The sequence below is a fragment of the Pseudomonas sp. TE4620 genome (assembly GCF_056279045.1).
Window position 1 is genome coordinate 5,804,038 of sequence record NZ_JBWBQO010000001.1, and the last position, 19,581, is coordinate 5,823,618.

Below are 19,581 nucleotides of genomic sequence, written 5' to 3' on the forward strand. Positions count from 1 at the left end.
ACACCTTCTATTTAGTCAGTGAATGATCCAGCTCAGCACCCACAAACCCAGCACCAGCCAGATGATGCCGAGTATGATCGAGGCGCGCATGAAGGCGCGGATCGCCGAGTACAGCAACATCAGGCCGATGATCAGGGCGAGGATGCTGACCAGCGAAGTGTCCATGCCCAGGGTGCGTGACAGGCCCTCGATGAAATTGCCACCGGCGTTGGCCAGCAGGTTGAACAACCCGCTCAGGCCGTCGACGATAAACCGGATCACCGCCCCCAGCGCCTGGCCGAGCCACTCGAAAAAACCTTCTACATGCATAGTTGCTTCCTGATGATCAATTCGGCGAATGCGCCGTTGCCAAGCCTTTGGCCATGCCAGGGCCGGGTCGGTTCCCTGCGTAGCTGCTACGCCAGGAGGGCCTGATGCACATCTTAGCTCGCCTGCGTGGCGTCATCGGCAAACCCCTGGGTTTGCTGCTCGCCATCCCCTTGCTGCTGATTGCCTTGCTATGGCTTGCCGACCGCATCTGGCCGTTGCCGATGCCGGCCGATGACCTCGCCCGGGTAGTCCTGGCCGAAGACGGCACGCCGCTGTGGCGCTTTGCCGATGCCGACGGGGTGTGGCGCTACCCGGTCACTGCCGAGCAGGTTTCGCCTTATTACCTGGAGGCGTTGCTGACCTACGAGGACCGCTGGTTCTACCATCACCCCGGTGTCAACCCGCTGGCCCTGGGCCGCGCGGCCTGGCAGAACCTGCGCGGTGGCCGGGTGCTGTCTGGTGGTAGCACCCTGTCGATGCAGGTCGCGCGCCTGCTCGACCCACACTCGCGCACGCTGCCTGGCAAGCTGCGCCAGCTGTGGCGTACCGCGCAACTGGAATGGCACCTGTCGAAGGCGCAGATCCTCGAGATCTACCTCAACCGTGCGCCGTTCGGCGGCACCTTGCAGGGTGTCGCCGCGGCCAGCTGGGCCTATCTTGGCAAGTCGCCGATGCACCTGACGCCTTCAGAGGCGGCCTTGCTCGCGGTGTTGCCCCAGGCGCCCAGCCGCCTGCGCCCGGATCGGCACCCGGAGCGCGCCCAGGCGGCGCGGGACAAGGTCTTGCAGCGCCTGGCCGAGTACCAGGTGTGGCCGCAGCAACGGGTCGCCGAAGCAGAAGAGGAACCGCTGTTGCTGGCACCACGTCAGGAGCCGGCGCTGGCGCCATTATTGGCGCGACGACTGAACCGCCCGCACAGCCCGCCGTTGATTCGCACCACCCTCGATGCCTCGTTGCAACGGCGCCTGGAAGACCTGCTGCTGGGCTGGCGTGCGCGCCTGCCCGAGCGGACCTCGGCGGCGATTCTGGTGGTCGAGGCGCAGAACATGGCGGTGCGCGCCTACCTGGGGTCGGTGGACCTGAATGACGAGCGCCGTTTTGGCCACGTCGACATGATCAGCGCCCTGCGTTCCCCCGGCTCGACCCTCAAGCCGTTCCTCTATGGCATGGCCATGGACGATGGCCTGATCCATTCCGAGTCCTTGCTGCAGGACGTGCCGCGCCGCTACGGCGACTATCGCCCGGGCAATTTCTCCATGGGTTTTAGCGGGCCGGTGGCGGCCAGTTCCGCCCTGGCCCTGTCGTTGAACCTGCCGGCGGTGCAACTGCTCGAAGCCTACGGGCCGAAACGCTTTGCCGCGCAGATGCGCAGTGGCGGCGTGCCGTTGATCTTGCCGCCGCTGGCCGAGCCTAACCTGTCGCTGATTCTCGGCGGCGCCGGTAGCCGGCTGGAAGACCTGGTGGGCGGCTACGCCGCGTTTGCCCGCGATGGCCTGAGTGCGCCGATCCGCTTGCAACCCAATGACCCGCTGCTTGAGCGACGCCTGCTGTCGCCCGGCAGTGCCTGGATTATCCGGCGGATTCTCAGCGGCCAGGCGCGCCCGGACCGCGACCCTCACGCAGAGCTAGTGCAGCGCCCGCAACTGGCGTGGAAGACCGGCACCAGCTATGGCTTTCGCGATGCCTGGTCGATTGGCGTCGGCCCGCGTTACCTGATCGGGATCTGGATCGGCCGCCCGGATGGCACGCCGGTGCCCGGCCAGTTCGGCCTGGCCTCGGCGGCGCCGTTGATGCTGCAGGTGCATGATGTGCTGAGCAACCGCGACAGCCAGCGCGGGATTGCCACACCCGTGGCGGCGGTGCCGGCCAACGTCGGGGTTGCGGCGATCTGCTGGCCGCTCGGCCAACCCATGGCCCGCCAGGACCCCAATTGCCGGCGCCAGCGTTTTGCCTGGACCCTGGACGGTACCACGCCGCCAACCCTGCTGGCCCAGGACCAGCCCTTGAGTGTCGGCTTGCGCGAGACGGTCTGGGTCAACGATCAGGGCTCGCGTGTCGACGCTACCTGCGCCGGCGCCCAGGCCCGGGAAATCGCCCTCTGGCCGTCGCCACTTGAACCGTGGCTGCCAAGGGTGGAACGCCGCGAGGCGCGCTTGCCCAAGGTCGACCCGCAATGCCCGCCGCAGGTGCCGGCCAGTGCGCCGCCGCTGTCGATTGTCGGTGTGCGCCAGGGCGATCAGCTACGCCGCCCGGCCACCAGCAGCGAACCATTGCGTTTCAAGGTCTCGGCCCTTGGCGGTAACGGACGCCACTGGTGGTTCCTCAACGGTGCGCCGCTGGGCGAAACCAGCGGTCAGGAGAACCTCACGGCAAGCTTCGAGCAGGCCGGGCGCTTCGAGCTGAGCGCCCTGGATGAAAGCGGCGAAACCGCCCGGGTCGAATTCCAGGTCAATGACTGACGCTCTCTATTAGACGATGACAGGGCCAGCACCTACGCTTGGATTGACGAGGCCGCCGCCCTGGCGGCCTTGTACTGTTCGGGATCATGGAGTGTCCGATGCGTGCGTTGGCCGTCGCGATAGTGGGGTTGTCCTGGGTGAGCGTTGCCAGCAGCGAACCCCTGCCGCGTTTTCTCGACAGCCACGAAATCGAACGCAACCTGCCGGCCCCCAATCTGCCGGCCGATGCCTACCGGCCAAGCAACCCGGGAGTGCTGGTGCCGGTGCCGGTAACCCAGGCCCGGCCGTTGCTGCGCGACACGCGGATCTTCCTGCGCAAAGTGCGCTTCGAAGGCGGCAGCATCTACCCCTTGAGTGACCTGCGCGACAACTACCAGAGCCTGGTCGGCCGCGAGGTCAGCCTCGGCGAGCTGATCGACGCCACCCAGCGCCTGACCCAGCGCTACCAGCAGGACGGCTACCTGTTGTCGCATGCCTACCTGCCCGAGCAGGACTTCGCCGATGGCCGGGTGCGGGTGGTGCTGGTCGAAGGCTACATCGATGAACTCGAGCTGCACGGCGAGGTGGGCCCGGCGGCGGCCTACGTTGAGCAACTGGTGGGCCGGCTCAAGGCCGAACGGCCGCTGACCCGCGCCACCTTCGAGCGCTACGTCGCGCTGATGAGCCGCCTGCCGGGCTTCAGCGTGCAGGCAAGCCTTGCGCCTGCCAACCCTGTCAGTGGTACCAGCCGGCTGATCGTCGAGGCCAGGCGCCGGCCGTTCAGCGGCAACCTGACCGTCACTGATGGCACCCGCGATGACCCCCAGGCCTTGCTCAGCGTGAGCAGCAACGCGCAGACGGCGCTGGCCGAACAGTTCAGCGTCACCGCCCTGGCGCCGCGCGGGGAAGATCACGAAAGCTATTTTCGCCTGGACTACTCCCAGTACCTGGACGATCAGGGCAGCCAGTTGCACCTGTCGGCCTCGCGTTACGACAGCGACCCCAGTGCCCAGGTGCTGCTCGGCGATGGCACCCAGCTCAAGGCCCATCGCGAGAACGACCGCTTTTCGGCGGGCCTCAGCCAGGTGCTGCTGGCCGCGCCCGGTGAGTCGCTCAACGTTGCTGCGCGTTTCTACATGGTCAATGACGATGTTGAGTATCGCGCGGTCGACGCGCCCTTGCGGCTGAGCAATCGCACCGATGTGCGTGCCCTGGGCTTTGAAGGCGAGTGGCGCAAGGCCGATGCCGACCAACTGCGGATTGTCAGTGGTGGCGCCTATCAGGGCCTGGATTACCTGGGGGCGAAAAGCAACAGCGATTTCGACCTGGATTTCCTCCGCCTGCGTTTGTCCGGTTTGCAGAGCGATCGCCTGTTTGGCAATTGGCAGGGGGTGGCGTCGGCGGCCTTGTACTGGAGCCGCGACAGCCTGCCCGACAGCGAGCGGGTGGTGTTCGGCGGGCAGAGCTTTGCCCGCGGTTACCCCGCCGACCAGGCCCTGGGCGACAAGGGCTGGGGCCTGGCCTATGAGCTCAATTACAGTTTCAACGGCGATGGCCGCTGGGTAAAGTTGCTGCAACCTTATGCCGTACTGGACACCGCGCGCACCTGGTTCAACGAGGTGGATCTGCGCGATGCACACTTGAGTTCAGTGGCTTTGGGGCTGCGCATCGGTGACGGGCGTTTCTACAACCTGGCGCTGGAGCTGGCCAAGCCGCTGTCGGATGTTGCCCTCGACAGCTTTGACCGCGAGCCACGGCTGAGTGTGAGTTTCAGCGTGCAGCTGTGAACCGGCTCCTACAGGGGCCGTAGCCCCCGCAGGTTCATTGCACCAGTTGCATCCGCGGTTTGGGGAACAGGTTGTCGAGGGTTTCCAGCAGGCGGTTGTGGTAGATCGGCTTGCGGAACAGGTCCAGCACCTGCAGGCGCAGCAGGTCGCTGATGTCGTCCATGTCGGCATGCCCGGAGGTGACGATCACCGGCAAGTGCTGGCGCGAGGTGTGCTCGCGCAGGCGCCTGATCAGTGATATGCCGCTCTCCTCCGGCATGCGCAGGTCGGTGATGACCAGGGCCACGTCCGGGTGGCGGGTGAGTTGTTGCAGGGCGAGTTTCACCGAGGTGGCGGTGTAGCAGCAAAAACCCTCGCCCTCCAGCAATTCGGCAAGTTCCAGCAAGGCGTCCTCTTCGTCATCCACCAGGAGTAGCTGTTGACGGGGGGAAGAGGTCGGCATGGGGCGGTCCTGTGATGGGGGAGTTGATCAGTGCATTGGCGTGAACCGATGAAGCCACTCGTCAGCTACCACTGCCACCACTGCCACCGCCCGAAGCAGGCGGCGCTTTTAGCGCGTTTTCAATCTTGGTCATGACCCCAGACACATTGGTAGAAATGGGCGTAATGAACGCTGTCAGCGCTACAGCAACCATGGCCGCGACAATCGCGTACTCGATGCCCGAGGCACCATCCTTGCGGTAGAAGAATTCTTTGCAGCTCTTGAGGACTCGGGAAAGACGCATGGCATTTCTCCTTGCGCCGGAGGCGCAGATGGCAGGGGTATTCAGTGATTCCCCTTTGCCACCACAGCATCGTCAACGGGCCAAATCTCGGCAAATGTAAGAAGGTATTAATACTAAAGTTATAACCAAATACCGACGCCAATAAGCTGTTGTTTTATGGGGGTGTCGGCTTTGCGACGGAAAAAAATCTGACGGGTAATGGCATTTTGTCCTAGCTGCGCTACCGTCAAATAGCGAAATAGTTGTTTCCGACTGCAGTGCTGTGGGCCATTTCACAAAAGTGAGCCTGAAGGACAGCTTGGGGAGAAGGAGGGCCAGCATGAGCAGTCGCATTACCATCATCCTTGCAGGCCTCTTTTTGATCGGTGCGCTGCTGGCCGGCTACTGGGGGCTGATGCTCAGCCAGCCGCCAAGCGAGCCGGCGCCGGCAGCCGCCGTCGAACCCGCGCAGGCTCCGGTGACCCGGGTGGTCACGGAAGCAACAGACGAACTGCGCAAGCCGGTTGTCGTGCTGCGTCGCGATGTCAGTGCATATACCCCGCTGGTGGCCGAAGACCTGCTGATCGAACGCCTGCAGGTGGCGCCGCCGGGTAGTTTCCAGACCCTTGAACAAGTGCTCGGGCGCAGCAGTTGGCGCGCCTTGAGCGCCGGCACCTGGCTGGAGCAGGGCAGCTTCGAGGCCGGTGGCCCGCTGGCACGGATGATTCACCCCAGTGAGCGGGCGCTGGCGGTGGCGGTGGACGAAGTGGTCGGCGCCGCCGGGCAACTGCGCCCGGGTGACTATGTCGATGTGCTGGTGTTCCTGCGTGAAGACAACAGCAACCCGCAAGCCTCGGCCCAGGTAGTGTTGCCGGCCTTGCGCCTGCTCAGTGTCGGTGCGCAGTTGGGCCTGGCCAACGATGGCCAGCCTGCCGAGGCGCCCATGGATGACAAGGCCCGTCAGGAACAACAGCGCAACCCGGTGCGCACTGTGGTGCTGGCGGTCCCCGAAGCATTGGCCAGCCGCCTGCTGCTGGCCGCTCAGGCCGGCAGTCTGCGCCTGGCGGTACGCAGCGCCGAGGAGAAGCGCCTGGCCCAGTACTGGACTGACCCGCATGCCAGCGCCAAGGCCGTCGACAACGCCAACCGTGAACTCTATCGCTTCAGCCAGCTCGCCCAGGTACCGGCCGCCCGACCTGTGGCCAGCGCAGCGCCGCCACGCGGCATGGAAATCATCCGCGGTAATCAAGCCAACACGCCAACCCCCTGACCAAGCAAGGATGCCCTTCAATGAGCAGTCGTTCCGAGCGGGTAATCAAGCAGATGCTCTGCGCCCTGTTGTGCGCCGTGCCGCTCGCCCCAACGGCGATGGCGGCGTCCGGCTGCGCGGCGCTGGAGCAGGTGCCGGGCGTCATCGAGATCGATCAGGGCCTGCAGCAGGAGGTGCGCCTGCCGGTGGCAATCACCCGCGCGGCGATTGGCGAGCCGAAGATTGCCGACGTACATGCCAGTGGCACTGACGCGGTGCTGCTGACGGCGGTCGGCCCCGGCGCCACCAGCCTGATGCTGTGGACTGCCTGCGCCAAGACACCGCGCCAGGCCATGGTGTTCGTCAAGGGCATTGCCAGCAGCGAGATGGCTGCCAGTGCGCTGCCGCCGTCCGAAGATCCGCTGCTGCCCAGCCAGGTGCAGGCCGATATCCGCTTTGTCGAAGTCAACCGCACCAAGTACAAGGAGGCCGGCGCGCGGCTGTTCTTCAAGGGCTCCAACAACACCCTGATCGGCTCACCGAGCACTGTGCCGAACACCACCGTAAGCCCGGGGCAGGTGCCCACCGTGCCCGGCACGCCGAACATTCCCCTGGACAACGGCGTGTTCAACATCATTTGGGGCGGTGGCAGCAGTCGCTTCCTGGCCGCGATCAATGCCCTGGAAACCAGCGGTTTCGCCTACACCCTGGCGCGCCCCAGCCTGGTGGTGCTCAGCGGCCTGACCGCAAGTTTCCTCGCCGGCGGCGAGATCCCCATCCCGGTGCCCAGCAGCGGCAGCGACAGTGTCTCGATCGAATACAAGGAGTTCGGTATCCGCCTGACCCTGTCGCCCACCGTGGTCAGCCGCAATCGCATCCTGCTGAAAGTCGCGCCGGAAGTCAGCGAACTGGACTACAACAAGGCGGTGAATATCGCCGGTACCCAGGTGCCCGGCCTGACCGTCAGGCGTACCGACACCAGCATCTCCCTGGCCGATGGCGAGAGCTTCGTCATCAGTGGCTTGATCAGCAGCCAGTCGCGCTCGACCGTCGACAAGTTTCCAGGCCTTGGCAACCTGCCGATCATTGGCGCGCTGTTTCGCCAGTCCTCGGTGCAGCGCGACGAGACCGAACTGCTGATGATCGTTACCCCGCACCTGGTCCAGCCGCTGGCGGCCGATGCCCAGTTGCCGTCGCTGCCGGGTGAGGGCCTGCGTAACTACGACCCGAGCTGGGGCCGGCTGTTCTTTCTGGAAAACGGCGACTTTGAACGTCGCAGCGGGTTATCCCAATGAGTGAAAGCCTGAGCCAGACCTTCCTCGCCATCACCCGCAACGATGGTGACCTGCAATGGTTGCAGGGCGCACTGGCGCCGCTGGGGCAAGTGGTCGGTGCCGGCAGCGGCAGCCTTGACGAGTTGCTGGCGCTGGTCGATGTCACCTTCGCCAGCCTGGTGTTCGTCGGCCTCGACCGCGAGCAGGTGGTCAACCAGTGCGCGCTGATCGAGGGCGTGCTGGAAGCCAAGCCGATGCTGGCGATCGTCGCCCTCGGCGATGGCATGGACAATCAACTGGTGCTCAACGCCATGCGTGCCGGGGCGCGGGATTTTGTCGCCTACGGCTCGCGTTCCAGTGAAGTCGCAGGCTTGGTGCGGCGCTTGAGCAAACGCCTGCCGCCGGTGACCAGCAACCCCAGCCTGGGCGGGCTGACCGTGCTCTATGGGGCCCAGTGTGCCGCCGACGGCGCCTTGCTGACCACGCACATGGCGCGGGTGGTGCAGACCAGCGGCCAGCAGACCCTGCTGCTCGACCTTGGCCTGCCGCGGGGTGACAGCCTGGCGCTGCTCGGCCTGGAAGCCTCGTTTCATTTCGGCGATGCCCTGCGCCACCTGCGCCGGCTCGACAACACCCTGATCGACAGTGCCTTCACCCGCGAAAGCTCAGGCCTGCGCCTGCTGGCTTATGCCGAGACCGACGAGCCGCTGGAGCGCACCAGCGCGGCAGAGCTGTACATGCTGCTCAGCGCCTTGCGCCAGCACTTCCAGCACATCGTCGTGAACCTCACCGGCCAGGCTGACAGCGAAGCCCTGCGCACCTTCGTCAGCCACTGCGACAAGCTGATCTGGTACACCGACCAGAACGTCCTCGATTGCCGGCGCAACCTCGAAGTGCTGACCCAGTGGCGCGAGAAGGGCATGAAGCTCGAACACGCAAGCCTGTTGGTCGACCGCTACCTGCGCGGTGTCGCGCCGGATTCCGAAGCCTTGGGCAAGCGCTACGGCCTGCCGGTTCTGCGGGTCTTGCCCTATAGCCCGGAGGTGCGCCTGAACGCCAAGAACCAGGGCCTGACCCTGTTCGAGCTGGCGCCGCGCGAGCCGCTTACGCAACAGCTGAAAAGCCTCGGTGAACGCCTGGCGCGGCGCTCGGAAAACAACCCGCCGGTGGTCGCCACCTGGCTCAATCGGCTGTGGGGGCACAAGTGAGCGGCGACGAGTTGTTCGGTGGCCCACGGCATAACCTGGGGGCCGACCCACAGGCGCTCAAACGCGCCCTGCACCGTTACATCATCGACGCCATCGAGGACAGCGGCCGCAACCTGCTCGAAGGTTCGCGCCCGGCCCTGGCGCAGTTCGTGGTGGAACAGGTCGGCGATTACATTGCCCGCCTGCACCTGGCGTTGTCGCGCTACGAGATGGAACGCCTGGCCGAGGAAATCGTCGACGAGCTGACTGGTTTCGGCCCGCTGGAAGTGCTGCTGCGCGATGCCAGCGTCACCGAAATCCTGGTCAACGGCCCGCACCGGGTGTTCATCGAGCGGGCCGGGGTGCTGCAACAGACCGACCTGCGTTTTATCGATGCCCATCATGTCGAGCGGGTCATGCAACGGATTCTTGCGCCCCTGGGGCGGCGCCTGGACGAGTCCTCGCCGATGGTCGACGCGCGCATGCCCGATGGCAGCCGGGTCAACGCCATCATCCCGCCGGTGGCGCTCGACGGCCCGTGCCTGTCGATCCGCAAGTTTCGCAAGGACATGCTCAAGAGCGCCGACCTGCTGGCCACCCGCACCATCGACCAGGGCATGCTCGACTTCATCCAGCTGGCGGTGGCGCGGCGCTGCAACATCCTGGTCAGCGGCGGTACCGGCACCGGCAAGACCACCCTGCTCAATATCCTCAGTCAGTTGATCAGCCCCCACGAACGCCTGGTGACCATCGAGGACGTGGCCGAACTGCAGCTCGATCACCCGCACGTGGTGCGCCTGGAAACCCGTCCGCCGAATGCCGAAGGGCATGGCGAGATCAAGGCCAGCGAGCTGATTCGCAACGCCTTGCGGATGCGCCCCGACCGTATTCTGCTTGGCGAGATTCGCGGCGTCGAAGTGCTCGATGTGCTGACGGCGATGAACACCGGCCACGATGGTTCGATGAGTACCGTGCATGCCAACACTGCCCAGGATGCCTTGCTGCGCCTGGAAACCCTGGTCGGCCTGACCGGTCGCCAGGTGGCCGAGAAAACCCTGCGGCAGATGATCTGCGCGGCGCTGGATGTGGTCATCCAGCTGACCCGCCTGGCCGATGGCCGCCGCTGCGTCAGCGAGGTGCTGGAGGTGGTCGGGGTGCGTGATGACGTGTACGTCACCAATACCCTGTTCCGGCTCGATCGGCGCACGGGCGAAGGCTTTTTGCGCGAAGCGCCGAACCCGGCCGGCGACAAGCTGCGCCGCGATTACTCGGAGCTCCAGCCGTGATCGCCGCGCTCCTCGGGCTGATTTGCCTGGCCTTGCTCGGCTTGTCGGTGCACCTGTTCTACCGCGGCATGCGCAAGTCTGCCCAGGAGCGCATCCTCCGGCGTCTGGGTCAGGTCGAGCAAGCCGCTGCGCTGGCGCCGGTCGGGCACGACTGGCTGGACCGCCTGCTGCAGCGTGCCGGTATCGAGCGGCGTAACGAGCTGTTGTGGCTTTGGCTGGCCCTCTGGCTGCTGGCCGCGCTGTTGACCGGGCGGGTCGTGGGCTGGGTGGCAGGCCTTGGCCTGTTGCTCATCGGCCCGCTGCTGGCCTGGTTGTACCTGGGCTGGCGCTATCGGCAGCGGCTGCAACGGATGATCGAGCAACTGCCGGTGCTGCTCGATCACAGCGTGCGCAGCCTCAAGGCCGGGCGCACCCTCAGCGATGCCGTGCTCGGTGCCATCGATGCTTCCCGCGAGCCGTTGCACGGCGCCTTGCAACGGGTGCGGCGCAATGTGCAGATGGGCGTCAGCCTCGACGATGCCATGGCTGAACTGGCCGAGTTGTATGACCAGGACGAACTGCGCCTGTTTGCCCTGGGCCTGCGTATCAACCATCGCTATGGCGGCAACGCCAGCGAGCTGCTGGAGAACCTGATCAAACTGATTCGCGAACGCGAGCAGGGCGCGCGGCAGTTGCGCGCCATGACCGGCGAAACGCGCATGACGGCTATGGTCCTGGGCCTGTTGCCGGTGGGCATGGCCGGTTACTTCCTGATCAGCAATCCCAACTATCTGCTGACCATGTGGCGCGACAGCAACGGCCAGTTCCTCCTGCTCGGGGCCTTCCTCCTGCAGGCCTTGGGCTGCCTGGCGCTGTGGCGCATGTTGCAGAGTATCTGAAATGGCCCTGTTGCTCAGTGCCCTGATGCTGTTTGCCGCCTTTGCCTTGCTGCTGGCTCAGTTCCTGCGCCAGCGGCATCGTCAGCGCCTGGTCGCCCAGCGCTTGCAGGGCCAGCTGGGCGCGGACAACCGCTTGGGCAACTGGCTGCAGCAGCTCGGCGCCAGCCGCCTGGGCCAGCGTTCGTTGAGTCTGGACGGCGAGACACGTTTGCTGCTTGATCGCATCGGCTGGCGGCGTAGCCGGCAACGGGCGCTGTTCGCTGCCTGCCAGGTGGGGGCGCCGCTTCTGGCGCTGGGCCTGGGAGTGATCGCGCAGGAAACCCTGTACCACACCAGCCAGACCCCGTGGCTGGTACTGCCGCTGTGCGCCATGGGCGCCGGTTACCTGTTGCCCAAGCGCTTGCTGGCCTGGGCGGCGGCGCGCCGTCAGCAGCAGGTGGCCCGGGAGGTGTCGACCTTTATTCCGCTGCTGCGGATCCTGTTCGAATCGGGCCTGGCGGTGGAGCAGGCCTTGCGCGTGCTGAGCCAGGAATCACGGCAACTGTTGCCGGTGCTGAGTGAGGAGCTGCGGGCGATTCTGCTGCGGGTCGACTCCGGCCTGGCCCTGGCCCCGGAGCTGGAAAAAACCGCGCAATTGCTCAGCGTCGATGAGTTCAGCGACAGCTGCGTGATCCTCCAGCAGTTGCTGAGCCAGGGCGGCGGGGCGATGAAGTCGTTGCTGGCACTCAAGCAACTGCTCGATGACCGGCGCCTGACGCGCATGCAGGAGCGAATTTCGAAGATGTCCGGGAAGATGTCGATAGTGATGATGGTGTTCCTGTTTCCGGCCTTGCTAATTGTGTTGGCCGGGCCCGGTTTTACGGCGTTGGCCAAGGCCTTGGGTTCATGAGCGGAGGGATGTGCATGAAAGCAGTCATGGTGATCATGAGCCTGGCGCTGCTCGCTGGCTGTACCACTCAGGACGGCGCGCAGTGGCTGGCCTTGCCGGGTATGCCGGTCAGTTGCAGCAAGCCGGATTCGGCCCAGGAGCTGGCCTTGAGCATGGCCGACGAGATGCTCGCCGAGGGCCGCCCGCATGCCAGCCTGGCGCACCTTGAGGCGTTGCCGGCGGACATGGCCCAGGTGCGCTTGCGCAAGGCCCGGGTGTCGCGCCTGCTCGGGCGCAGCGAAGCCGAGCCGTTGTACCGTAGCCTGCTCGGTGGCTGCCTGGCAGCAGAAGGCGAGCATGGCCTGGGGCAACTGGCCTCGGCCCGTGGCGACAACCTCCAGGCTCAGCGCCACCTGTTGCGCGCGGTGCGCCTGGCGCCGACCGACGAAAAGGTGCGCAACGACCTCGGCGTGGTTTACCTGAACCTGGGCAATGTCGAGCAAGCGCGTTTCGAGTTCCTTACCGCCATCGAGCTCAAGGACAACAACGCCCTGGCGGCGGTCAACCTGGTGAGCCTGCTGCTGTACCAGGACAAGTTCCAGCAGGCCGCCGACCTGGTCAGCCGCCTGCACCTGACGCCGGCGCAATTCAGTGAAGCCCGGGCGCGCGCCGAGCAACTGAAGAAACCCGCGGCGCGGACCGACCAGGTCGCGGTGGTAACCCCAGAAGCCTCAAGCGTCACCCAACAGTGAGGTCGTGATGAACAGGTCATTGCTCCTGCTTGCCCTCAGCGCACTGCCCCTGGCCGCCCTGGCGCTGGAGGGCGGGCCTTCGTCCAAGGCCCAGCAAACCACCGAAGCCTGGCTGCAGCTACAGGCACGCAACCTTGAAGCCTCGAAGATCCCGCAGACGGCCACGCCCAAGGAGCGCGACCAGAGCATGCAGCGCTGGCTCGACAGCTACAAATATGTGATCCCGGACTTCTACCGCTGGGAGAGTACCGGTGCGTCCGACAAGTGACTCAGCCGCCAAAGCGCACTCAGTGCGCCGTGACTCGCTGATGCAGGGGCGAGGAGCCGGGTGACAACGCCAGCGCCAGCTGGGTGCGGTTGTGCATGTGGGTCAGGCGCAGCACCTGCGACACGTAGAGTTTCACGGTGTTCTCGGTGATGCCCAGTTCGCAGGCGATCTGGTAGTTGGTCTTGCCCTTGCTGACCAGTTTGGCCACGTCCAGCTGGCGCGGTGACAACTTATCGAACAGCGCTGGCAGGTTGTCGCTTTCAGCTTCCGGCTCGATATCGCTGGCGCGCCGGTGCGCACCGAGCCCGCGGGCCTTGTCCAGGTCCTGGTAGAGATCGTCGATCGACTCGGCGAGAAACTGCAGTTTCTGGTTCAGGTCACCCAGGTGCTGGTAGCTGCGGCGCCGCTCCAGCACGGCGGCCTCCTGGCGTTGTACCCCTTCAAGCAGCTCGTTGAGGTCGACCGGTTTTTGATAGTAGTCGGCAAAGCCTTCGCGCAGCGCCTTGATCACGTCCTGCTTGGCCGCGCGCCCGGTGAGCATGATCGCTTCGAACTGACGCTGCGGCCCGGCAATGGCCTTGAGCGCGCGCATCAGTTCGAGGCCATCGCAGTCGGGCATGTGCAGGTCGCACACCACCAGGGCAATCTCCTGATCGACACTGAACTGCTCGATGGCCTGGGTACTGGAATGACAGGGCAGGCAACGGTAGCCGCTGCCCTGGAGAAATTCGCACAACTCTTCGACTATCAGTGGCTGGTCGTCCACGACCAGCACCTTCAACTCACTGACTGGCTTGCTCACATGCTACTCCCTGCGCTATTCGCCTTGGTGTTCCCGCGGCCAGGTCGAGCCTGGATCCATTCCTGGCACACACTAGAAAGTAGTCGCACTTTTTGACTATGTACAAGGTTTGTACATCCTTTTGCGTGCGGTATTCGGCTAATTGATCCAGACCGCCGCCAGTAGAAAACCGACCAGCAGGAATGGCGCGAACGGCTGTTTTTTTGACGATTCTTCGCTCAATTGCTTCAGACGGTTCTTAACCTTCTGACTTAAAAGGGACCAAAGCCAACGGCGGCTGAGCAGCCAGGCCAGCACCGCGACGCCGGCACCGATAAATGTCCCCAACAGGTGCATGCGATCAGTGGCCAGGGCCAGGGCACCGAGCAATTTCACATCGCCGGCGCCGAGGCGGCCAAGCATGTAGCCGGGCAGGGTCAGCAGCATGACGATGGCCAGCGCCAGGCCGCCTTCACTGGCGTCGGCGCCAATCCAGGTGTGTCCGGTAACGAACAGGTAGCCCAGGGCGCAGGCGGCGGCGCCGAGGGTCAGGGTATTGGCGATCTGGCGTTCGCGCAGATCTTGTTCAGAGCACAAGGCAAGCCACAGCAGCAGAACAATGCTTTGCATTGGCGAAAGGCCATCCCTTTGTGGTGAATGATTCTATGCTGTCTTTCAGGTGTCACTGTCAGGGTAGACGCGATCATGCAAGCAAGCCTGTGCAAGCGGCAAAAAGGCGCGGCAGCCCTCGAGTTTGTCGCGGTATTCGTGATCTTCTTCGCGGTCTTCTACGGGGTGGTCAGCTACGGCCTGCCGATGCTGATGCTGCAATCGTTCAACCAGGCCAGCAGTGAAGCGGTACGCCGCTGTGTGGCGCTGGATCCTGCCAGCGCCACTTACGGCGCTGATGTCGAGGCGCTGGCCAAGCGCGTGCTCGGCGAGCAACTGGCGTGGATGCCAGCGCCGTTGGCTTTCCAGTTCAGCAGCGATGCCAAGGTTGTCCTTACCCCGGGCAAGCTGCTGACGGTGAAGATCAACTACGCCAAGAGCAAACTGACGGCGGTATTGCCGGTACTGAAACTGCCGGGCATCGGTGAGGTGCCGCGCCTGCCCGACAGCCTCAAGGCCGAAGCGAGCCTGCAGCTGTGAGTGGCGGGCAAAGCCTGTTCGAGCGCTGGCGCGGGCGCGCGGCGCCGGTCGAAGAGCCCGTGGCGCAAGCCCCCGAGGTGCCGGCGGTGGGCCTGCAACTGTGGCTCGATGGCGCGGCCAGGGTGTTGCGCCAGGCCGGCCCGCTGCGCGCGGCGCTGGCGCTGCCGACCCAGGCCGGGGTACGTCTGCACGACTACGTGCAGCCCTACAGCCTGCTGGTGCTCGAAGGCGAGCCGGCAGACTGGCAGGGGCAGCTTCTGGAACTGGACTTCAAGGCGGCCGGTGGCCACACCTTGCACACCCGCGGCTGGTTGCAAGCCCAGGGCGATGGCTGGTTGTTGCAACTATTCGATATCGGCGACCTGTTGCTGCACCGCCAGCAAGCCCTGGCTGCCGAGCGCCAGCAACACCTGACTGCGCACCTGGCCTGCGCCTTGCGCGCCTGCAGCATCGAACGCCTGCAAGCGGTGGCCGAAGAACAGCTCAACTGGCTGGTACGCCACTGGCGGGCCCGTGGCGCGGGAGTGCTGGTGCAAACCGAGCAGGGCTGGCAGATCTACGCCTGCAGTGGCGATGCGCTGCACTGGCTGCGTGACGAACAGCTTGCGCCGTTGCTCGATCGGCAGTTGCCGGCGAGCATGCTAAGCAGTGCCAGTGAGCCCGCGCTACAGGCCCTGTTTCCAGGGCTGGCGACTTACCTGTTGGCGTTTGCCCAGGGCCAGGTCAACCAGGCCTGGCTGATCTGCATCGAGCCGCAAGAGGTGCTGCAGGCCGAGGATGCCCTGCTGGTCGCCGCCGCCTTTGTCGAACCGCTGCTCGCTCGCCTGGCTGCGCACCAGTTGCACCAGCAGAGCGAGCGCCTGGACAGCCTGCAGCTGCAGTTGGGGGCCGGCTGGTGGCAATGGCGTCTGGACGAGCCGCAGTTGCATCTGGACCCGGCACTGGCCCAGAGCCTGGGCGTTCCGGCGGCGCTTACCCTTAACCAATGGCTGAGCCGCGTGCACCCGGCAGACCGCGAGGCGGTCCAGCTGGCGTTTGCCGAGCTGCAGCGCCAGGGCTGCGCCTTGCAACTGAGCCTGCGCCTGCTTGATCACAGCACCCAGGCGCAGCCGCGCTGGTATCGCTTGTGCGGCCAGGTGCACGGCAGCGGCGGCAATCGCCGGGTGCAGGGTTTTATGCTCGACATCAGCGACATCAAGGCGCAACAGCTGCAGGCCAGCGCTGCCCAGGCGCGCCTGGAAAACCTGATCGCCAGCTCGCCAGCGGTGATCTACATCCAGCGCTACGCCGAGGGCGCATTGCTCACCGAGTTCTGCAGCGCCAGCCTGACGCCGATGCTCGGCTGGCAGCCGCTGGCCGGCGAGCCCCTGCAACCGGGGCAGTGGCTGCACGCCGATGATCAGCTGCTGTGGCTGGAGCGCACGCGCATGCTCTTGCAGCACGGCCAGAGCCGCAGCCGCTATCGCCTGCGTGATCAGCATGGCGGTTATCACTGGGTACTGGATGAAGCGCGCCTGCTGCGCGATGACCTCGGTTTGCCGGTGGAGGTGGTGGGCATCTGGCTGGACGTCAGCGAGGCCACCGAGGCTACGGAAAAAATGCGCCAGAGCGAGGAGCGCTATCGGGTGTTGGTCGAGGATTCACCGGCGATGATCTGCCGCTACCGGCCGGACCTGAGCCTGGTGTTCGGCAATCAGCCTTTGGCTGATTACCTGGAATGCCCGCCCGCGCAACTGGCCGGCGTGAACCTCGGCCAGTGGCTGTCCGCGACCCAGCGCCAGGCCTTTGTCGAACGCCTGGCGGGCTTGACCCCGGAGCAGCCGGTGAGCAGCGCCGAGATCTGCCTGCAACTGCCAGGGCGCGAGCATGCCTGGTGGTTGTGGTCTGATCGTGGGTTATTCGACGAGCACGGCCAGTTGCAAGAAATCCAGGCGGTGGGCCGCGACAACACGCAAGTGCGGCGCACCCAGCAGCAACTGCTGCAAAGCGCGAAAATGGCCACCCTCGGCGAAATGGCCACCGGCCTTGCCCATGAGATCAACCAGCCGCTCAACGTCATGCGCATGGCCGTGGTCAACGCGCTCAAGCGTCTGGAAAACGGCAATGCCGAGGTCGACTACCTGCAAGACAAACTAAAACGTATCGATGCCCAGGTGCTGCGCGCCTCCAAAGTAGTCGACCACATGCGCGTGTTCGGTCGGCGTTCGGAGCTTGAGCAGCAACCGTTCGTGCCCTGGCAGGCGGTGGAGGGCGCCCTGTCGTTGCTGGCCGACGGCTTGCGCGGCAAGGGCGTGGAATTGCATGTGCAGGCACCTGGGCAGCAGGTGCAGGTCAGTGGTCATCAGGATCAGCTGGAACAGGTGCTGATCAACCTGCTGGTCAACGCCCGCGATGCCCTGTTGGCCCGACGCGAGCAGCACCGCGAGCTGCAGCCGTGGATTGCCGTGAGGCTGGAGCAGGATGCCCGGCAGGTGCGGTTGCTGGTCGAGGACAACGGCGGCGGCATCGAGCCGCGTTTGCTCGAACGCATCTTCGAGCCGTTCTTCACCACCAAGCCGGTGGGCGTTGGCACTGGCCTGGGGCTGTCGGTGAGCTACGGCATCATCGACACCATGGGCGGCAGCCTGAGTGTCGAGAACGCCGAGCTGGGGGCGCGGTTCTGTATCGAGTTGCCGGTCTACAGCACCAGTTGAGCGCGGGAGCTGGAGCAGGTCAGGTTGGCACTGACCTCGACCGTGTTCAGGTCGATGCCGAGAACCTTGAGCAAGGCGTTGAGCAGGGGATCGACCAGCGGGCTGAGCAGGTTCTTGATCATCGGTTTGAGGATATTCGTCACCCCGGTCAGCACGCTGCTGGCAACACTGAGGATCTCGCCCAGCACATCACCGTTCTGTGGTTTGTAGACCTGCAAAGGAAGGGTATCGATGGTGGTGCTCAGGCTTTGCACCACGTTGATCGGTTGCATGCTCAGGTAAGGCGCAGGCTTGCCGATCTCCGGCAGGTTGGCGCCACTGAACAGCAGGTTCTCGTGGCGTGACAGTACCTGCAGCGGATCCGGCTTGATGCCCACGCCCCCGCCTACCCAGGGCACCCGGGTTGCGCATTTGGGAAACAGCCCGAGCACACTGGTGCAGATGTTGGTACCGATATCGATCAGCGGGATCGGGGTGACCGTGCCGCTACCGGTGCTGAAGAAGGTCGCCGGGTTGTCGATCTTGCCGATGGTGACCGTGGCTGCCGCGCTGTCGGTTGACGCAGTCAATTGCTTGTCGGGGCTGCAGCGGTAGGCGCTGACACGGCTGGTCGCCTTGACCGTGTCGATGCTGATATCAATGCGCGCAGCTTTGCTCAGGGCTTCGATGTCACTGACCTTGCACGGCACTCCGAGTGCGCAGGTCAGGGACTGTACGGTGCCCAGCAGGTTCAGGTGCAGCAGGTTGTTAAGGATATTGGTCAGCGGTGCGGCCAGCTTCAGCACTTCCGTGACGATGCCGCCGAGGGTATCGACTACCGGCGTATTCAGCGACACCAGGGTGCGGATCTGTGCAGTCTGCACGCTGATGTCGTTGGTCTGCGGATTGCCGATGGCGGAAATTCGCGGCGGCTCGATGACCTTGATCTGCACCTTGCCGCTGACCAGCCCCAGGGCATTGAAGGGCAACTCGACCGAAGCGGCATTGTACTTGTCGGCCAGCAGGATCACCCCTTGCACCAGTTGCAGCAATTGCAGGCTGGTGTCCAGCCCGGCCTTGGCGGTGCCGGCCTGGATATCGAGGATTTCATTGAGCTTGAGCACGCGGTTGTCATCGGTGGCGACGGTGAGCTTGCCCAGGTTGGTGGCGACGTCGATGGCGGTGTTGCTGCCTTGTTTGAATACGTCGATTGCCGCCTGGATCAGTTGCGTGGCCGACAGCTGCTTACCCAGCAGCTCGTCGTAGTTGCCGGCTTGTACACTGACGTTAATTGCCAGTTGGTCCAGGTACTTGAGCAGGTTGATATCCGTGTTGGCCAGGCCTTGCCAGCCAAGGGCATCCAGTTGCACCCGCCCACCCAACGGATCGAGCAGGGCATTGAGCAATGCCGACTTGCGTGAGTCGATGTCGGCCAGGGTTGTACGGATGCGCAATACGGCCAAGGGTGGCTTCGGCGTCGCCGCCACGGCCTGGGCCGTGAGGTTGGTGGTGGTAGGCAGGGTATTGCCGCGAACCAGCGCCTGCACCCCGGCGGCGATGCTGGTGGGCACGCTGTTCTGGGCGATAACCCTGATCGCATCGTTGCGTGCGGGGTTGACGGTAAAACGGCGCAGGCTGTCGACGCCGGTCTGCAGGGTGCCGCAAGCGGTGGCCAGGGTTCGCCCTTCGGCCAGGGTAAAACCATTGCGGCTGGCGCTGGTTTGGGCCAGGGCAGCGGCCTGGGGCCCGGGGCCGCTGCACACGGCGCTTTGCCCGGCTGCCTCCAGTGCCGCCATATCGACCACCCGCTGCAACTTGCGCTGCTCCAGGTAGAGCCGCCCGCTGTCGACCACCAACAGCCCGAACAATAAGGCCATGCCCAGGGTCAGGGCGGCGATCAAGCCGATGGCGCCACGTTGCCGTGCTGGAAAGCGAGTAGACACGAGCACTCCTTTGCCGGCCCAAGGCCGCGCGGGGCA

General features: G+C 64.9%; 18 protein-coding genes. 12 read left to right on the plus strand and 6 right to left on the minus strand.

What is annotated here, in order from left to right:
- Nucleotides 1-15 precede the first annotated feature (15 nt).
- The gene (locus ACZ9A3_RS26885; protein WP_038997361.1) at nucleotides 16-309 is read right to left on the minus strand and encodes a hypothetical protein; all 294 of its coding nucleotides are present in this window, start codon (nucleotides 307-309) and stop codon (nucleotides 16-18) included.
- A gap of 104 nt (nucleotides 310-413) precedes the next feature.
- Between ACZ9A3_RS26885 and pbpC the strand changes: the two genes are divergently transcribed.
- Nucleotides 414-2,768 carry a peptidoglycan glycosyltransferase PbpC gene (pbpC, locus tag ACZ9A3_RS26890; protein ID WP_476253295.1) on the plus strand — a complete coding sequence of 785 codons (2,355 nt, stop codon included), beginning with the start codon at nucleotides 414-416 and terminating at the stop codon, nucleotides 2,766-2,768.
- Nucleotides 2,769-2,866: 98 nt separating this feature from the next.
- Complete coding sequence (locus ACZ9A3_RS26895; protein WP_476253296.1) at nucleotides 2,867-4,534, plus strand: ShlB/FhaC/HecB family hemolysin secretion/activation protein; 1,668 nt, start codon at nucleotides 2,867-2,869, stop codon at nucleotides 4,532-4,534.
- Between the two features lie 34 nt (nucleotides 4,535-4,568).
- On the opposite strand, the gene ACZ9A3_RS26900 is transcribed toward ACZ9A3_RS26895, so the two are convergent.
- Together ACZ9A3_RS26900 and ACZ9A3_RS26905 are read right to left on the minus strand one after the other, a co-directional pair.
- The gene (locus tag ACZ9A3_RS26900) at nucleotides 4,569-4,976 is read right to left on the minus strand and encodes a response regulator (RefSeq protein WP_045197030.1); all 408 of its coding nucleotides are present in this window, start codon (nucleotides 4,974-4,976) and stop codon (nucleotides 4,569-4,571) included.
- A 61-nt stretch (nucleotides 4,977-5,037) separates the two neighbouring features.
- Complete coding sequence (locus ACZ9A3_RS26905; RefSeq protein ID WP_093376494.1) at nucleotides 5,038-5,259, minus strand: Flp family type IVb pilin; 222 nt, start codon at nucleotides 5,257-5,259, stop codon at nucleotides 5,038-5,040.
- 319 nt (nucleotides 5,260-5,578) lie between these two features.
- Here ACZ9A3_RS26905 and cpaB point away from each other — a divergent pair, with 319 nt between their 5' ends.
- Genes cpaB through ACZ9A3_RS26945 form a run of 8 tightly spaced genes read left to right on the plus strand, consistent with a single transcriptional unit; the run spans nucleotide 5,579 to nucleotide 13,000 of the window.
- Nucleotides 5,579-6,508 carry a Flp pilus assembly protein CpaB gene (gene cpaB / locus ACZ9A3_RS26910; protein ID WP_045197034.1) on the plus strand — a complete coding sequence of 310 codons (930 nt, stop codon included), beginning with the start codon at nucleotides 5,579-5,581 and terminating at the stop codon, nucleotides 6,506-6,508.
- A gap of 20 nt (nucleotides 6,509-6,528) precedes the next feature.
- Nucleotides 6,529-7,782, plus strand: coding sequence for a type II and III secretion system protein family protein (locus ACZ9A3_RS26915; RefSeq protein ID WP_093376485.1), 1,254 nt, complete (start codon nucleotides 6,529-6,531; stop codon nucleotides 7,780-7,782).
- Entirely contained in the window at nucleotides 7,779-8,969 is a 1,191-nt protein-coding gene (locus ACZ9A3_RS26920; protein ID WP_093376481.1) for a CpaE/TadZ family protein, read from the plus strand. Before ACZ9A3_RS26915 ends, ACZ9A3_RS26920 begins: the two co-directional genes overlap by 4 nt.
- Nucleotides 8,966-10,234 carry a TadA family conjugal transfer-associated ATPase gene (locus ACZ9A3_RS26925; protein ID WP_045197040.1) on the plus strand — a complete coding sequence of 423 codons (1,269 nt, stop codon included), beginning with the start codon at nucleotides 8,966-8,968 and terminating at the stop codon, nucleotides 10,232-10,234. Before ACZ9A3_RS26920 ends, ACZ9A3_RS26925 begins: the two co-directional genes overlap by 4 nt.
- Nucleotides 10,231-11,112 carry a type II secretion system F family protein gene (locus ACZ9A3_RS26930; RefSeq protein WP_476253297.1) on the plus strand — a complete coding sequence of 294 codons (882 nt, stop codon included), beginning with the start codon at nucleotides 10,231-10,233 and terminating at the stop codon, nucleotides 11,110-11,112. The genes ACZ9A3_RS26925 and ACZ9A3_RS26930 overlap by 4 nt, the downstream gene beginning before the upstream one ends.
- Nucleotide 11,113: 1 nt before the next feature.
- On the plus strand, nucleotides 11,114-12,001 hold the full coding sequence (locus ACZ9A3_RS26935) for a type II secretion system F family protein (protein ID WP_045197044.1): 888 nt from the start codon (nucleotides 11,114-11,116) through the stop codon (nucleotides 11,999-12,001).
- A gap of 14 nt (nucleotides 12,002-12,015) precedes the next feature.
- Nucleotides 12,016-12,732 carry a tetratricopeptide repeat protein gene (locus tag ACZ9A3_RS26940; RefSeq protein WP_195885603.1) on the plus strand — a complete coding sequence of 239 codons (717 nt, stop codon included), beginning with the start codon at nucleotides 12,016-12,018 and terminating at the stop codon, nucleotides 12,730-12,732.
- Nucleotides 12,733-12,739: 7 nt separating this feature from the next.
- Nucleotides 12,740-13,000 (plus strand): DUF3613 domain-containing protein, encoded by a 261-nt coding sequence (locus ACZ9A3_RS26945; RefSeq protein WP_045197046.1) that lies wholly within the window; start codon nucleotides 12,740-12,742, stop codon nucleotides 12,998-13,000.
- A gap of 19 nt (nucleotides 13,001-13,019) precedes the next feature.
- Here the strand turns inward: ACZ9A3_RS26945 and ACZ9A3_RS26950 are convergent, their stop codons facing one another.
- Together ACZ9A3_RS26950 and ACZ9A3_RS26955 are read right to left on the minus strand one after the other, a co-directional pair.
- Nucleotides 13,020-13,802 (minus strand): response regulator transcription factor, encoded by a 783-nt coding sequence (locus ACZ9A3_RS26950; RefSeq protein ID WP_045197049.1) that lies wholly within the window; start codon nucleotides 13,800-13,802, stop codon nucleotides 13,020-13,022.
- A gap of 138 nt (nucleotides 13,803-13,940) precedes the next feature.
- On the minus strand, nucleotides 13,941-14,411 hold the full coding sequence (locus tag ACZ9A3_RS26955; protein WP_195885606.1) for an A24 family peptidase: 471 nt from the start codon (nucleotides 14,409-14,411) through the stop codon (nucleotides 13,941-13,943).
- Between the two features lie 75 nt (nucleotides 14,412-14,486).
- Between ACZ9A3_RS26955 and ACZ9A3_RS26960 the strand changes: the two genes are divergently transcribed.
- Together ACZ9A3_RS26960 and ACZ9A3_RS26965 are read left to right on the plus strand one after the other, a co-directional pair.
- Complete coding sequence (locus ACZ9A3_RS26960) at nucleotides 14,487-14,930, plus strand: TadE/TadG family type IV pilus assembly protein (RefSeq protein WP_045197053.1); 444 nt, start codon at nucleotides 14,487-14,489, stop codon at nucleotides 14,928-14,930.
- The gene (locus ACZ9A3_RS26965; protein WP_213602549.1) at nucleotides 14,927-17,623 is read left to right on the plus strand and encodes a PAS domain-containing sensor histidine kinase; all 2,697 of its coding nucleotides are present in this window, start codon (nucleotides 14,927-14,929) and stop codon (nucleotides 17,621-17,623) included. The genes ACZ9A3_RS26960 and ACZ9A3_RS26965 overlap by 4 nt, the downstream gene beginning before the upstream one ends.
- Here the strand turns inward: ACZ9A3_RS26965 and ACZ9A3_RS26970 are convergent.
- A complete protein-coding gene (locus tag ACZ9A3_RS26970; protein WP_476253298.1) occupies nucleotides 17,608-19,545 on the minus strand; it encodes a pilus assembly protein TadG-related protein in 1,938 nt (645 codons plus the stop codon). The genes ACZ9A3_RS26965 and ACZ9A3_RS26970 overlap by 16 nt on opposite strands.
- Between the last annotated feature and the right edge of the window lie 36 nt (nucleotides 19,546-19,581).

What these genes read in the sequence shown, in the direction of transcription:
- ACZ9A3_RS26885 (WP_038997361.1), bottom strand. Translation starts at nt 309, where the DNA reads ATGCATGTAGAAGGTTTTTTCGAGTGGCTCGGCCAGGCGCTGGGGGCG.
- pbpC (WP_476253295.1), top strand. Translation starts at nt 414, where the DNA reads ATGCACATCTTAGCTCGCCTGCGTGGCGTCATCGGCAAACCCCTGGGT.
- ACZ9A3_RS26895 (WP_476253296.1), top strand. Translation starts at nt 2,867, where the DNA reads ATGCGTGCGTTGGCCGTCGCGATAGTGGGGTTGTCCTGGGTGAGCGTT.
- ACZ9A3_RS26900 (WP_045197030.1), bottom strand. Translation starts at nt 4,976, where the DNA reads ATGCCGACCTCTTCCCCCCGTCAACAGCTACTCCTGGTGGATGACGAA.
- ACZ9A3_RS26905 (WP_093376494.1), bottom strand. Translation starts at nt 5,259, where the DNA reads ATGCGTCTTTCCCGAGTCCTCAAGAGCTGCAAAGAATTCTTCTACCGC.
- cpaB (WP_045197034.1), top strand. Translation starts at nt 5,579, where the DNA reads ATGAGCAGTCGCATTACCATCATCCTTGCAGGCCTCTTTTTGATCGGT.
- ACZ9A3_RS26915 (WP_093376485.1), top strand. Translation starts at nt 6,529, where the DNA reads ATGAGCAGTCGTTCCGAGCGGGTAATCAAGCAGATGCTCTGCGCCCTG.
- ACZ9A3_RS26920 (WP_093376481.1), top strand. Translation starts at nt 7,779, where the DNA reads ATGAGTGAAAGCCTGAGCCAGACCTTCCTCGCCATCACCCGCAACGAT.
- ACZ9A3_RS26935 (WP_045197044.1), top strand. Translation starts at nt 11,114, where the DNA reads ATGGCCCTGTTGCTCAGTGCCCTGATGCTGTTTGCCGCCTTTGCCTTG.
- ACZ9A3_RS26940 (WP_195885603.1), top strand. Translation starts at nt 12,016, where the DNA reads ATGAAAGCAGTCATGGTGATCATGAGCCTGGCGCTGCTCGCTGGCTGT.
- ACZ9A3_RS26945 (WP_045197046.1), top strand. Translation starts at nt 12,740, where the DNA reads ATGAACAGGTCATTGCTCCTGCTTGCCCTCAGCGCACTGCCCCTGGCC.
- ACZ9A3_RS26955 (WP_195885606.1), bottom strand. Translation starts at nt 14,411, where the DNA reads ATGCAAAGCATTGTTCTGCTGCTGTGGCTTGCCTTGTGCTCTGAACAA.
- ACZ9A3_RS26960 (WP_045197053.1), top strand. Translation starts at nt 14,487, where the DNA reads ATGCAAGCAAGCCTGTGCAAGCGGCAAAAAGGCGCGGCAGCCCTCGAG.